Origin of the sequence: Buttiauxella sp. 3AFRM03 (assembly GCF_003675305.1) — a bacterium.
GTDB lineage: Bacteria > Pseudomonadota > Gammaproteobacteria > Enterobacterales > Enterobacteriaceae > Buttiauxella > Buttiauxella ferragutiae.
In genome coordinates this window covers 5259864-5273301 of sequence record NZ_CP033076.1, presented here as the reverse complement: position 1 = coordinate 5273301, position 13438 = coordinate 5259864, and the positions used below count along the sequence as shown (strand labels likewise).

Here is a 13438-nt window from a genome sequence, read left to right as displayed (position 1 = left end):
GCTCGCGGTTATCCACCCTACAATGCTTGCTATGCACCGCTTACACCACTTCCCCGACATGAAAGGCATGCTACGGCGACTAATATTCGCCGTCTGGATTGGTATCGCCTCAGCAATGGTTGTCTGGCTGTTTCGCCAGTCGATGTATTTCCTTGAAGGTCTTTTTTTAGGTGACCACAGTGGCAGCCTGGTCGCTGCTGCGGCGGCACTACCGCCCTGGCGAAGACTGCTCACCCCTGCAATAGGTGGATTGCTTGCCGGTACGCTACTTTGGGCATGGCAGCGTGCGACACGCCAGCGCTCTTCGGCTCCCACCGACTATATGGAGGCGATTGAAACCGGCGACGGGCGCTTAGATGTTTGCGCAAGCCTGGTCAAATCTGCCGCCTCTTTGATTGTTGTCGCCAGCGGCAGCGCCATTGGCCGTGAAGGTGCGATGGTACTGCTGGCAACCGTCTTTGCCTCTGTTTTCGCGCAGCGTTTTTCACGTTCAGACGAATGGAAGTTGTGGGTCGCCTGTGGTGCGGCAGCCGGGATGGCCAGCGCCTATCATGCCCCGCTGGCGGGTAGCTTGTTTATCGCAGAGATTCTGTTTGGCACGTTGATGCTCGCCTCCCTCGGCCCCGTGGTCATTGCCGCTGTCAGTGCCCTGCTGATGACCCACTTGTTAAATGACGAACAAGCGCTGCTCTACACCGTGCGCGCACTCAGCGCTCCGCAGCCAGTTCAATATTTGCTGATGGCATCCTTCGGTATGCTCGCGGGGCTTGCTGGGCCACTGTTTCTCTGGCTTATGGCGCAAAGCAGCAAAATATTCCAGCGTCTGCATTTAAGCCCGCCGTGGCAACTCGCGTTAGGGGGATTGCTGGTTGGGTTGCTGTCGCTTATCACCCCGCTGGTTTGGGGTAACGGTTACAGCGTGGTGCAGTCATTTCTCTCGCAACCGCCTGCACTGCTGTTCGTGGCAGGTGTTCTGGTTTACAAATTGGCGGCAGTGCTGGCAAGCAGCGGCTCTGGTGCGCCGGGCGGCGTATTTACTCCGACGTTATTTGTTGGCGCAGCATTGGGAATGTTGGTCGGGCAGTGGTACGGGATATGGGCGTGGAGTGGCGATAACATTGCGATTTTGCTGGCATTAACCGGAATGGCAACACTGCTGGCCGCCACCACACATGCACCGATAATGTCCACGCTGATGGTTTGTGAAATGACCGGGGAGTTTACATTGCTCCCCGGTCTGTTGCTGTCGTGCGTGATTGCTTCAGCACTTTCGCGCTGGTTACGCCCGCAAACGGTCTATCGCCAGAGCGCCGCAAAGGCGGGATAAATCGATGTAATTTGCCAAATCACGCTGTTCTGCGCGTGGTAAATAAGGCAGCTCGCCCACCAGCGGCGCTGGCAGTTTTTTGCTTAATACATCAATGATTTCTGCGTAGTGCGCAAGGCCTGGGTTGATGCGGTTCGCCACCCAGCCAATCAGCGGTAAGCCATCATTTGCAATGGCCTGAGCCGTCAGCAAAGCATGGTTAATACAGCCTTCCTGAATACCCACAACCATCAACACCGGCATTTGTTCCTGAACTACCCATTCAGATAACGGGCGTAAATCATTCATCAGACTCCGCCAACCGCCAGTGCCCTCAACCACAACGTGGTCCACTTGCCCGGCTAAATTTTGCAACCCGTCAGACAACAGCGAATAGTTAATCGGGCAACTATGACTCACGCTGCTTTCTTCTTCGCTCAGCGCGATAGGATTAATAGCTGCATAAGGCAATTCAAGTGTGGAAACACTTTGCAGAACTAACGCATCTTTGTTGCGCAGGCCCTCTGGCGTCTCTTTACTTCCTTTGGCTACCGGCTTATAGCCGACAACACTTTTGCCGCTGGCTGCAAGCGCCTGCAACAAGGCGCGTGAAACCACAGTCTTCCCGACTGCAGTATCGGTACCCGTTATAAAGAAACGCGTAAGCATGACTAACTCCCAAGGAAATGCTGCAAATACCCGTCTTTATTTATTTGTAAGACGGATATGAGTGATTAGAAATTGAATAATTCAGGAGGGAAAGTCTAAAAGAATAGTGCTTCAGTCAGATTGAGATAGCGCAATTTTTAGTGGATCAAGCCATAAACATTAGCCTTGCAGCAGGCGAATCAATAACGAACCGTTATACATTGCGTCTTTTACCAGCGCTGCACCCGCCATGGTTCCACGGTGATTATACTGGGTACTTTCAACAATCATATGTTCACTATAAGCCGGTAACGACTGCTGACGAATGCAAGCGGTAATCGCCGGATGCAGAATTTCTGCGGCTCGATTAAGTGGCGAACCAATAAGAATTTTTTGTGGATGGAATAAGTTGACCATAATCGCCAGGATTCGACCGACGTTGGTCCCCACCCCAAGAATGATATCTTTCGCTAATAGATCGCCGTTTAACGCAGCATCACACAACGACTCAACGGTCAGTGGCTGGACATGCAGCATGCTGCCCATCGACTGGCTCATGCGCAACTGGGCCAATTCCAGCACACTGTCGATGCTGGCAATGGTTTCAAGGCAACCGTTATTGCCGCAATAGCAGCGTTTACCGTAAGGGTCGACCTGAGTATGACCAATCTCGACCAGGCTACTGCTGCCCGCATGAAGCAGACGCCCATCGGTAATCACGCCGGCACCGACGTTATTATCAATCACCACCTGAATCACATCGCGTGCGCCCTTAGAGGCACCAAACAGCCCTTCTGCCATGGTCCACGCGCTGATGTCGTGTTGCACATACACCGGCACGCCGGTGTAGTTTTCGAGGATCTCGCCCAAAGGCATGTCACAGACATCATAAAACGGCATGCGATGAACGATGCCGCGTTTGGTGTCGATAATCCCCGGCATGGTGATAGCAATCGCCGTAAGGCGTTCGAGTTTTTGCTGATGACGAATAAAGAACTGGTCGATTTGCGCGATTATCCGCTCAATGAGCGGCTGCTGGTCTTCAACCGCGAGCGAGACGGTATCTTCAACAATCAATTTGCTGCTTAAATCATGCAGACCGAGAGAGATTTCCCCACGGCTAATCCGCACAGACAAATAGTGCCATGCTTCAGTTTCCAGCATCAGACCCACCGCAGGACGCCCCCGGCTACCGGGATCCTGGATTTCCGTTTCCTGCACCAAATGCGCTTCTATCATTTCACGAACAATTTTCGTGATACTGGCAGGAGCGAGTTGCGCCAGACGAGAAAGATCGATTCGCGACACCGGTCCATGGGTATCAATCAGACGATAAACTACGCCCGCATTGGTTTGCTTGATCTGATCAATATGGCCCGGTTGGCTATCAGCAACCACTTGCGACTCCCTTTATTTTCGCGCTTCGAAATAAACTTTGGGCTATGGTGAAACACTTCAACCAAAGGAGTCAAATATTTACGTAGGGTTGTGATTTACCGCACATATTACGGTGCTTTAAATGCCTTTTAATCGAGTTATTGACTCCGTTAGCAATGCGGAGATTCGAAGTGCTGCGGCAGACAACTCGCGATGTTTAGGCCACACCAGCCACATTTCTGATTGTGCCTCGGGTTCTTCAATGGGCAACCAAACCACTTCCGAGATCCGAACGCGTTTAAACGATGCAGGCAGGATCGAAACACCTAGCCCCGCGGAAACCAGGCCGATAATCGTCATCGCCTCGCCCACTTCCTGGGTGATAAACGGCGTAATGTCGTGACGTTGTAACAAACTAAGAATATCGTCATACAGGCCAGTTCCGACGTGCGGGTCAAAAAAGACAAAAGGCTCGTTTGCCAGTTGTTGCAGGGAAATCGCCGTACATTGGGCTAACGGATGGTCGCGATGCACCATCGCCATCAGCGGTTCCCTTAACACCAGTTTCCAGTCGAGAGTGTCCGGCAGCCGCGTATTGCGCATCAGCCCCAGTTCAAGCTCACCTTCATTCAGCGGTGCAATTTGCGCACGTGTGTTAATTTCCCGCATCTGTAAATGCACATCGGGATAACTGCGGCGAAATGTCGACAGGCTGTCAGAGACGGCTTTGATAAACGGTGCCGATGAGGTGAAACCAATGCGTAATTCGCCTGTTTCACCGTGATGCAGCCGGGCGGCGCGGGCGGCAGCGCTTTCAACCTGGCTTAAAATCTGCCTGGCATCGAGCAAAAACTGATCACCCGCCGCGGTTAGGCTCACGCTGCGGTTGGTTCGCGCCAGTAAACGCGCCCCGACTTGTTGTTCCAGAATTTGTATTTGCTGGCTCAGGGGCGGCTGTGAGATTCGCAGACGTGCAGCGGCACGGCCAAAATGCAGCTCTTCAGCCACCGCAACAAAGTAACGCAGGTGGCGCAATTCAATATTCATATTTTAAACATATCAATTGAGATTATTAATATATTAGACAGAACATTCCCGATTTTCTACTCTGAAAAGAAGACTTCAAAAGTGCACTAAGGATCGATTTTGAGCCGTACAACCCTCGTCAACACCGCTCCGGCAGAAGATGTAGACGACAGACTTCCCCTCCAGCCGGCAATTTATATTAAGCGGGGTTCACCCCAATTCATGCGCGTCACCCTGGCGCTATTTTCTGCCGGACTTGCCACCTTTGCGCTGCTTTATTGTGTGCAACCCATTTTGCCCGTGCTATCGCATGAATTTGGCGTATCCCCCGCCAGTAGTAGTATTTCTCTGTCAGTTTCTACCGCCATGTTAGCCGTTGGGTTGTTATTCACCGGGCCACTTTCTGACGCCATTGGCCGCAAACCAGTCATGGTAACGGCGTTGTTGCTCGCCTCAAGCTGCACACTGCTCTCCACTATGATGACCAGCTGGCACGGCATATTAGTGATGCGCGCCTTGATTGGGCTATCGCTCAGCGGCGTCGCCGCGGTGGGTATGACCTATCTGAGTGAAGAAATTCATCCGAGTGTCGTGGCCTTTTCGATGGGTTTGTACATCAGTGGCAACTCAATTGGCGGTATGAGTGGCCGCCTGTTAAGCGGTGTGCTGACTGATTTGTTTAACTGGCGCATTGCGGTCGCCGCCATCGGCTGTTTCGCCCTCGCCTCAGCCTTAATGTTCTGGAAAATATTGCCTGAATCGCGGCACTTTCGCCCTTCTTCATTACGCCCGAAAACGCTGTTTATTAACTTCCGTTTGCACTGGCGCGACAAGGGGTTACCGCTGTTATTCACCCAGGGATTTTTGCTGATGGGCGCGTTTGTCACGCTGTTTAATTACATTGGTTATCGCTTAATGCAAGGGCCGTGGTATTTGAGCCAGGCGGTGGTGGGCCTGCTGTCGGTGGCTTACTTAACCGGAACCTGGAGTTCGCCAAAAGCCGGGGCAATGACCGCCAAATTTGGCCGTGGCCCGGTGATGATTTTCTCCACTGCGGTAATGTTGCTCGGCCTGGTATTAACCGTGTTTTCACCGCTGGCGATTATTTTCATTGGGATGCTGCTTTTTTCTGCCGGATTCTTCGCTGCACACTCGGTCGCCAGTGGCTGGATTGGCCCACGGGCGAAACGCGCGAAAGGGCAAGCCTCATCGTTATATTTGTTTAGCTACTACCTTGGTTCAAGCATTGCCGGGACGCTCGGTGGCATCTTCTGGCACGCATTTGGTTGGGGCGGTGTGGCGAGTTTTATTGGCTCTCTTTTGGTGATTGCATTGTTAGTCGGCACGCGTTTGCATCACCACGCACATTAACCCCGTTACGGCCTCGTTTTCGGGATGGCTTTTTGCTATTTTCGCTTGCGTAAATCATCTCTTCACGAGGCACTATGGAAAAGCAAAACTACAATCACCTCACCCGCACCTTCCAGCGTCTTTCCCGTTTCGGACACCTCTCAGCCATCGCTGGCTGGGATATGTTCACCAATATGCCACCCAATGGCAGCACCGCTCGTGGCGAAGCGCTGGCGGAACTCAGCGTTTTGCAACACCAAATCCTGACCGATAAAAAAATCGCCACGCTGTTACAGGCTGCGGTTCAGGAAGATCTCAATGATGTTGAACGCGCCAACCTGCGTGAAATGACCCGCCAATATCAGGAAGCCATTTTGCTGCCCGCCTCGCTGGTAGAAGAAAAATCGCTGGTCGGTACGCGCTGCGAGCATGGCTGGCGTACGCAGCGGCCCGCTAACGACTGGCAAGGGTTTGCCGCCAATTTGAAGGAAGTGGTTCGCGTTTGCCGTGAAGAGGCAAAACTGCGTGCCGATGCCAAAGGAAAATCCTGCTACGACGCGCTGTTAGATATTTACGAGCCGGGCATGACTAGCGCCAAACTCGATGTGCTATTTGGTGATTTACGTAGCTGGCTGCCTGATTTACTGCAAAAAGTCGTTGATAAGCAGGCGAAAGAATCGGTTATTACCCCAACCGGCCCATTCGCCACGCACGACCAGCGCGAATTGGGGCTGGAAACCATGAAGTTACTGGGTTTTGATTTTAACGGCGGCAGGCTGGATGTTAGTGCGCATCCATTCTGCGGCGGTGTGCCGGAAGATGTGCGCATCACGACTCGCTACGATGAAAGCGATCTGGTTAGCGCATTATTTGGCGTGATCCATGAAACCGGCCATGCCCGCTATGAACAAAACCTGCCGCGTGAATGGCTTGGTCAGCCCGTTGCTCTGGCACGTTCTACGGCGATCCACGAATCCCAAAGTCTGTTCTTTGAAATGCAGTTAGGGCGCAGTAAAGAGTTCCTGAAACTGCTGCTGCCAATGGTGACCACGCGCTTCGGCAAACAACCGGCGTTTGAAGCGGCGAACTTTATTGCGGTAAACCAGCGCGTTGAACGCGGATATATTCGCGTTGATGCCGATGAAGTCAGCTATCCGGCCCACGTCGTTTTGCGCTACGAAATTGAGCGTGCGCTCATCGATGGCGAAATCGAAGTTGAAGATATTCCGGCACTTTGGGATGAGAAAATGCAGCACTGGCTGGGGCTGTCTACCAAAAACAACTTCCGCAACGGCTGCATGCAGGACATTCACTGGACGGACGGCGCGTTTGGCTACTTCCCGTCATACACGCTGGGCGCAATGTATGCAGCACAACTGTTCAACGCCGCCAAACTCGCCTTGCCGCAGCTTGAAGCCGATATTGCCGAGGGCAACTTCAGCGCACTGTTCGACTGGTTACGCCAGAATATCTGGCAGCACGGCAGCCGATTCACCACTTCAGAGCTGATCACTAATGCAACGGGTGAAGATCTCAACCCGCTGTATTTCCGTAAACATTTGGAAGCTCGTTACTTGTAAGCCACCAAAGCCGGGGAACTTTCCCCGGCTTTGTACAAACCGTTACACGCCGACACCAATCACTCACTGAAGCCATTGATCCACGAGTTTATAGTTCATCTCAACGGCCCCTCAGGGGTTCAAACATAAACAAATTTGAGGATGTCGAGATGAATAAAGTATTAGCTCTGGTTGTAGTCGCTGCAATGGGTCTGTCCTCTGCCGCTTTCGCTGCTGAAACGACTGCAACTGCAGCGCCAGTTGCAACTTCTGCGGCTAAAGCACCTGCTGCCACCACTACTCATCATAAAAAACACAAAAAAGCAGCAACCGAGCAAAAAGCTCAGGCAGCTAAAAAGCACCATAAAAAACCTGTAGCGAAAGCTGATGCTGCGAAACCTGCTGCACAGAAAGCGCAAGCTGCTAAAAAACACCACAAAAAACCTGTAGCAAAAACTGAAGCGGCTAAACCAGCTACTCAGCCAGCAGCATAAGGTTGTCGGGGCAATCCCGAAAGCATAGCCACACTACAAACACCCGGCTCGCCGGGTGTTTACTTCCGGAGTCTGGATGATGTTGCGACGCTATAGTTTTGAAATCATCCTCACGCTGCTCATTCTTTGCGGCATTATTACGCTAAGCTTCTGGCTGTAATGACTTTTTACTCCCACTTTCTGTGCTACCCGTCTATAGTTAATCCATTCACAGGTTCTATATATACCCCTGCAGCTTGAAGGATGACGGGTATAAAAATTAAAATTAATCGCCCCATCAGAGAGTGATATGCGCAAAAAAGTGGTGTTGTTGTTAGGCGTGCTGTGTTTTTTACCTGCCCTTTCCCATGCAGATGACGAGAGCACTGCTGACGTCAAAACGCTGTTCTTTGGTAAGGATGACCGCACACGTGTCGCCGATTCAGCCAGTTCCCCGTGGGATGCCATTGGTCAGCTTGAGACTGCCAGCGGTAATTTATGCACTGCGACCTTAATTTCCCCCCATCTGGCGCTAACCGCAGGACATTGTTTGCTGCAACCGCCGCGCGGGACTCCTGACAAAGCGATTGCTTTGCGGTTTGTTTCGCAGAAAGGAAAGTGGCGTTACGAGATTCATGATATTGAAGGGCGAGTAGAATCCACGCTGGGGCGTCGGTTGAAACCTGACGGCGATGGCTGGATTGTGCCATCTAATGCGGCACCTCACGATTTTGGCCTGATTGTGTTGCACAACCCGCCTTCAGGCATCACGCCGTTGCCGCTGTTTGAAGGCGACCGTGATGCGCTCACCGAAGCGCTGAAAAACCAGGACCGTAAAGTCACGCAGTCGGGTTATCCGGAAGACCATCTCGACGATCTCTACACGCATAATGATTGCCAGATAACCGGTTGGGCGCAGAAAACGGTGTTATCACACCAGTGCGACACTTTGCCTGGTGACAGTGGTTCGCCATTAATGCTGAAAACAGAAAACGGCTGGCAATTAATCGCCGTACAAAGTTCGGCTCCTGCGGCTAAAGACCGCTATCGCGCCGACAACCGGGCGATCTCAGTTACCGGTTTTCGCGAGCAGTTACAGAAATTAGCTAGTCAATGATGACACCGCCCGGCACTCATGCCAGGCGGCTTTTCTTTTACGCCAGTTTGATGAGCACCATACCCGTAAGCAACAGAACCAGCCCTATCCATCCTTTACGGTTGAGGCGTTGACCAAACAAAATCCAGCCCGCCGCTACGGTGGCGATAATACCGAACCCGCCCCACAACGCGTAAGCCACCGACAATTCGATACCTTTCACCGCCTGAGACAACGCGCTGAAGGCCGCCAGTACCGCACACAGAGAGAGCACGCCGTAACCAAAACGACGGAAACCATCCGAGTGTTTCAGGAAAATGTTGGCGACAATTTCCAACACAATTGCCGCCAGTAACCATAATGCGTGAATCCATTCAAACGACTGCATGTTCGCTACCCTTTATTGGTTTCCTGGCGCTTTCTTTCTTGGTCGCGGTACCTGATTTAATCAGCGCGATCCCGACCACCAGCGTCGTGAGTCCAATTATTTTTAGCAATGAGATTGACTCATCAAACAGCAGCACACTGAATAAAGTAATAAATAAAATACCGATACCTTCCCACATAGCGTAAGCCACGCCGAGGGCGATTTTTTTCACCGAGAATGATAATAAAATATAAGAAAGTGTGATCATTAACAGCATGAAAATATAACCGAGGTTATCATCGCTAACACTCGACCATTTCATTGATAAAGTGCCGGTAATTTCCGCAGCAATGGCTAATGCTAATAATATCCAATAGATCATGATTCCTCTCCTGACAGAGAAAATAGCTGTACGAAAGCTTTAAAATAAAATGTGTGTATTTTTTCCCTAAATAATTCGAGTTCCAGCAAAACATGCAGACGCAGCTGGGGCGCGAAATATGACGGGATAAGCAGGAGAGCGGATCTAAAGCGCGTTGCGCCAGTGCTGTTCACCGCAAAGTGAATAAGCAAAAGTAAACGAGGGTGTTTGATGGATTTCTGACGTGTGGAGCAGCTTGTTGGTAAGCATAATGTCCATAGTTTTCACAACGTATCCGCGTTGTTGCTTCTCATCAGTTGCGGATAGTAAATTGTCCTCAGTAGCTAAAGATTGCTAATTTTTAGCATATCAAAGAATATTCTCAACCTCTCTTTTCAATTCTTTACGATGATTTGCCAAAAAAATAACGGTGTATTAGTCAGTTGCACCCCCGTATTATACCCATAATTAAGGAACGAATTATTGTGAAGGAGATCGTCAATAGTGGCAAAACCCATTATTACGTTAGGTGGATTAAAAGTCGTCCTCATGTTCGGGATGCTGGTCATCATCCTGGCAGGAATAAAAGTGGCGGCCGATATGATCGTTCCGTTTATTCTGGCGCTATTTATTGCCATCGTGGTCAACCCGATGATCCGTCGTCTGGAGCGCATTCATGTCCCACGTGTGCTGGCGATTACCCTGGTGATTTCGGTGATTATCTTCCTGGTTGTACTGCTGCTGGCCTATCTTGGCACCATTCTCAATGAACTGACACGCACCGTGCCGCAATACCGTGCCTCGTTTATTTCCCCTCTGCAGGCAATTGACCCGTGGCTGCAACGGGCCGGAATCAAGGTGTCAGTGGATGAACTGTTCAAGTATATCGACCCGAATTCAGCGATGACGCTTGCCACACGTCTTATCACCCAGCTTTCTAATGCTATGTCATCGATCTTTTTACTGCTGCTAACCGTGATATTCATGCTGATAGAAGTGCCACAGCTGCCAATAAAACTTCAGCAATTAATGTCCCGTCCCGAAGTCGGCATGGTCGCGATTCAGCGAGCATTAGACAGCGTAAGCCATTATCTGGTGCTCAAAACTGTGATTAGCCTGGTCACCGGCCTGGTAGTCTGGATAATGCTCATCATGTTAGATGTGCATTTTGCCTTCGTCTGGGCGCTTCTCGCCTTCTCACTCAATTACATTCCTAACATCGGTTCGGTACTGGCAGCGATCCCGCCTGTCGCGCAAGTATTGGTCTTCAGTGGCTTGTATGAAGCATTACTGGTGGTTGCCGGTTATCTGGCTATCAACCTGGTGTTTGGCAATATCATCGAGCCACGCATGATGGGCAGAGGGCTGGGGCTATCGACTCTGGTAGTGTTCTTGTCGTTGATTTTCTGGGGTTGGCTACTAGGGCCGGTAGGTATGCTGTTGTCGGTACCACTGACGATTGCGGTGAAAATCGCGCTGGAGCAAACCGAAGGCGGCAAGAGTATCGCCGTGTTGTTGAGTGATGTCACAAAAAGCTAATCAGCCAGAGCCGTTCGCCATTGGGGAGCGGCTCTGAGCAAAGTTTACAGGGTGTAACCCGGTTTTTTAGCCAGCGTATCCAGAGCTGGGGCGATCTCTTTATCGTAAACATCCTCTTTCCAGCGATCTTTCTGGATTGGGGTCAACGCGACAGACAATGATTCATCCGTTGAATTGAAATGCTTCTTGAGTACGGCACAAATATCGGCAGCCAGCGCTTCTTTTTGTTCGTCAGTCAGTTCACGCGGAAAGTGTTTTACAGTGATATGTGGCACAGTGGTTCTCTCCTTTATTGGAAACAATATACTTACGTTAAGCGCCCGTTCCTTGCAACTGTTAAGGCAGAGAAATCGCTGCGAATTCCGCAAGACTGAAGCCATAGCGTGGGTGATTGACCCGCAAACCAAATTTATCCTGTAGCAACTGATAAAACTCGGCGGCATCGTCAAGCGTCCGCGGCTGGCCATCGTTAAATTGCCTGTCATTTTGCGTAAACGTTGTGCCATCGGCATTTTTCAAACAGATCATTAAATGTTGGCAGAAATGCGACTGCGGCCAGGTCGAAACATAATAATTAGCCACCTCGAAGTCTGACAGATACTGGGGCTGCAAATCGAAACGATACAGCGCCAGCCATTTATCCTGCTGATGCGTGCTCAGCAAAAAGTCACCATCCACCTGCGTTAATTGATAATCACCGAAATCGGTGGTCTGCACGACGTCCATGTCGAATCGCAGCGGGGACGTCAGCGTTTTGCCACCAAAACCAACATCGGCCAGGTAGCGTTGTTGATTGAGGGTGACGAGCAATAAACGATGCGTTCGCGGCGGCATCTCGGTAGGTTGCGTAATCAACACCCGGGCAGCCAGGTCTTCGACCACAAAGCCGATACTCTCAAGAGCCGCACGCAGCAATGCATTTTGCTCGTAGCAGTATCCCCCTCGCCCTGCGACCACCAGTTTTTCAAAAACGTACTCTATTTCTAAGCGGATTTCTCGTCTTAACAGCACATCCAAATTTTCAAAAGGAATGGCGCACGTATGCAGCAGATGAATGCGTTGTAAGGTTTCCAGATCCGGTTTTGCCTCGCCCTGGAAACCAATGCGCGTGAAATATGCCTGAAGGTCAAAAGCCATGATCTCAATCTCTTAAAAACAGATGAATTCACTATAATGCGTTTTTTTGCTCGCAGATGATCGATAATGCCCTACACACTCAGGAATATGAGCGCCATAAGGAAACTCACCGTGAAAACCAAGTCGATAACGCTTTACGATGTGGCGAAACATGCCAATGTTTCCTATCAAACGGTGTCACGCGTGATTAATCAGGCGACGCATGTTTCTGATAAAACCCGGCGTAAAGTCGAAGCGGCCATGCAGTCGCTCAATTACGTTCCCAATCGTGTAGCGCAGCAGCTGGCTGGGAAACTGAGCCAGAACATTGGCCTGGTGACCAGTAATTTGTCGCTACATGCCCCGTCGCAAATCGCCGCTGCCATAAAGTCACAGGCCAGCCGGCGGCACTTTAATGTCATGATGTCGATGATTGAACAGCCTGATCCAGAAGCCTGCAAAAGTGCTGTCAACAACTTGCTTGCGCAGCGCGTCGACGGTTTGATCGTCAACATTCCATTGGAAAGTGAGCAGGCACGAATCATCAACGAAATGTCTGGCACGGTGCCCGTGCTGTTCCTCGATGTCTCACCCGCGCTGAATCTGGACAGTATTATCTTTGATGCTACGGCAGGTGCGCATCTGGCGGTTGAGCATCTGGTTGCGCAAGACCACCAGCGAATTGCTTTACTGAGTGGGCCGTTGGCTTCCGTTTCTGCGCGCCTGCGTCTTGAAGGCTGGCAACAGGCGCTGGCAAAGCATCAGCTGACCGCCGTGGCACAATTGCAAGGCGACTGGAGCTCACAAGCGGGTTATCTACAGACACTGGCATTAATCGGCCAGGGCATCACTTTCACTGCCCTGCTGGTCGCCAACGACCAAATGGCACTTGGCGCGTTACGGGCGCTGAATGAATCTGGTTTAGCGGTACCGGGGCAAGTATCGGTAATGGGTTATGATGACACCGAAGACAGCGCCTGTTTTATCCCGCCGCTGACCACCATCAAACAAGATTTTAAGCTGCTGGGTTCTGCCAGCGTTGACCGCCTGATTGAACAAATACGCTCGCCAAATATGCCCGTGCAGGCCACGGTACTGCCGATCACGCTTATCGAACGTAAAACGACGGCCGCGCCAGATACCTCAACCCCTTCCCCACAAACGCTGGCCGATGCGCTGACTGTGCTCGCCCGCCAGGTTTCGCGGCTGAAGTAATTTCT

Annotated in this window: 14 protein-coding genes; 7 read left to right on the top strand and 7 right to left on the bottom strand. The window is 51.2% G+C overall.

Annotated features, from left to right (window positions below; genetic code table 11):
• Positions 1-31: 31 nt before the first annotated feature.
• Complete coding sequence (clcB, locus tag D8682_RS26215; protein ID WP_121815785.1) at positions 32-1327, top strand: voltage-gated ClC-type chloride channel ClcB; 1296 nt, start codon at positions 32-34, stop codon at positions 1325-1327.
• On the opposite strand, the gene bioD is transcribed toward clcB, so the two are convergent.
• The 3 genes from bioD to D8682_RS26200 all read right to left on the bottom strand — a co-directional run bounded on the left by bioD (position 1280) and on the right by D8682_RS26200 (position 4378).
• Positions 1280-1975: a dethiobiotin synthase gene (bioD, locus tag D8682_RS26210; protein WP_121815571.1), complete on the bottom strand. Its 696-nt coding sequence runs from the start codon at positions 1973-1975 to the stop codon at positions 1280-1282. The two genes, clcB and bioD, sit on opposite strands and share 48 nt — an antisense overlap.
• 159 nt (positions 1976-2134) lie before the next feature.
• Entirely contained in the window at positions 2135-3352 is a 1218-nt protein-coding gene (gene mlc / locus D8682_RS26205; protein WP_064547271.1) for a sugar metabolism global transcriptional regulator Mlc, read from the bottom strand.
• 117 nt (positions 3353-3469) lie between these two features.
• Complete coding sequence (locus D8682_RS26200; protein ID WP_121815570.1) at positions 3470-4378, bottom strand: LysR family transcriptional regulator; 909 nt, start codon at positions 4376-4378, stop codon at positions 3470-3472.
• A 99-nt stretch (positions 4379-4477) separates the two neighbouring features.
• Here D8682_RS26200 and D8682_RS26195 point away from each other — a divergent pair, with 99 nt between their 5' ends.
• The 4 genes from D8682_RS26195 to D8682_RS26180 all read left to right on the top strand — a co-directional run bounded on the left by D8682_RS26195 (position 4478) and on the right by D8682_RS26180 (position 8856).
• Positions 4478-5728 carry an MFS transporter gene (locus D8682_RS26195; protein ID WP_121815569.1) on the top strand — a complete coding sequence of 417 codons (1251 nt, stop codon included), beginning with the start codon at positions 4478-4480 and terminating at the stop codon, positions 5726-5728.
• Positions 5729-5802: 74 nt separating this feature from the next.
• Complete coding sequence (locus tag D8682_RS26190; protein WP_121815568.1) at positions 5803-7287, top strand: carboxypeptidase M32; 1485 nt, start codon at positions 5803-5805, stop codon at positions 7285-7287.
• A gap of 149 nt (positions 7288-7436) precedes the next feature.
• A complete protein-coding gene (gene asr, locus D8682_RS26185) occupies positions 7437-7760 on the top strand; it encodes an acid resistance repetitive basic protein Asr (RefSeq protein ID WP_064547279.1) in 324 nt (107 codons plus the stop codon).
• A 289-nt stretch (positions 7761-8049) separates the two neighbouring features.
• Positions 8050-8856, top strand: a complete 807-nt coding sequence (locus D8682_RS26180; protein ID WP_064547281.1) for a serine protease — start codon at positions 8050-8052, stop codon at positions 8854-8856.
• Positions 8857-8893: 37 nt separating this feature from the next.
• Here D8682_RS26180 and mdtI read toward each other — a convergent pair whose 3' ends face one another.
• Positions 8894-9223 (bottom strand): multidrug/spermidine efflux SMR transporter subunit MdtI, encoded by a 330-nt coding sequence (gene mdtI / locus D8682_RS26175; protein ID WP_064547282.1) that lies wholly within the window; start codon positions 9221-9223, stop codon positions 8894-8896.
• The gene (gene mdtJ, locus D8682_RS26170) at positions 9210-9587 is read right to left on the bottom strand and encodes a multidrug/spermidine efflux SMR transporter subunit MdtJ (RefSeq protein WP_083963401.1); all 378 of its coding nucleotides are present in this window, start codon (positions 9585-9587) and stop codon (positions 9210-9212) included. Before mdtJ ends, mdtI begins: the two co-directional genes overlap by 14 nt.
• 480 nt (positions 9588-10067) lie before the next feature.
• Between mdtJ and D8682_RS26165 the strand changes: the two genes are divergently transcribed.
• Positions 10068-11102, top strand: a complete 1035-nt coding sequence (locus D8682_RS26165; RefSeq protein ID WP_064547286.1) for an AI-2E family transporter — start codon at positions 10068-10070, stop codon at positions 11100-11102.
• Positions 11103-11146: 44 nt separating this feature from the next.
• On the opposite strand, the gene pptA is transcribed toward D8682_RS26165, so the two are convergent.
• Together pptA and D8682_RS26155 are read right to left on the bottom strand one after the other, a co-directional pair.
• On the bottom strand, positions 11147-11377 hold the full coding sequence (pptA, locus tag D8682_RS26160; protein ID WP_064547288.1) for a tautomerase PptA: 231 nt from the start codon (positions 11375-11377) through the stop codon (positions 11147-11149).
• A 61-nt stretch (positions 11378-11438) separates the two neighbouring features.
• Positions 11439-12239, bottom strand: a complete 801-nt coding sequence (locus D8682_RS26155; RefSeq protein ID WP_121815567.1) for an arylamine N-acetyltransferase — start codon at positions 12237-12239, stop codon at positions 11439-11441.
• An 87-nt stretch (positions 12240-12326) separates the two neighbouring features.
• Between D8682_RS26155 and D8682_RS26150 the strand changes: the two genes are divergently transcribed.
• Positions 12327-13433, top strand: a complete 1107-nt coding sequence (locus tag D8682_RS26150) for a LacI family DNA-binding transcriptional regulator (RefSeq protein WP_121815566.1) — start codon at positions 12327-12329, stop codon at positions 13431-13433.
• Positions 13434-13438 lie beyond the last annotated feature (5 nt).

What these genes read in the sequence shown, in the direction of transcription:
- clcB (WP_121815785.1), top strand. Translation starts at nt 32, where the DNA reads ATGCACCGCTTACACCACTTCCCCGACATGAAAGGCATGCTACGGCGA.
- bioD (WP_121815571.1), bottom strand. Translation starts at nt 1,975, where the DNA reads ATGCTTACGCGTTTCTTTATAACGGGTACCGATACTGCAGTCGGGAAG.
- D8682_RS26200 (WP_121815570.1), bottom strand. Translation starts at nt 4,378, where the DNA reads ATGAATATTGAATTGCGCCACCTGCGTTACTTTGTTGCGGTGGCTGAA.
- D8682_RS26190 (WP_121815568.1), top strand. Translation starts at nt 5,803, where the DNA reads ATGGAAAAGCAAAACTACAATCACCTCACCCGCACCTTCCAGCGTCTT.
- asr (WP_064547279.1), top strand. Translation starts at nt 7,437, where the DNA reads ATGAATAAAGTATTAGCTCTGGTTGTAGTCGCTGCAATGGGTCTGTCC.
- D8682_RS26180 (WP_064547281.1), top strand. Translation starts at nt 8,050, where the DNA reads ATGCGCAAAAAAGTGGTGTTGTTGTTAGGCGTGCTGTGTTTTTTACCT.
- mdtI (WP_064547282.1), bottom strand. Translation starts at nt 9,223, where the DNA reads ATGCAGTCGTTTGAATGGATTCACGCATTATGGTTACTGGCGGCAATT.
- D8682_RS26155 (WP_121815567.1), bottom strand. Translation starts at nt 12,239, where the DNA reads ATGGCTTTTGACCTTCAGGCATATTTCACGCGCATTGGTTTCCAGGGC.
- D8682_RS26150 (WP_121815566.1), top strand. Translation starts at nt 12,327, where the DNA reads ATGAGCGCCATAAGGAAACTCACCGTGAAAACCAAGTCGATAACGCTT.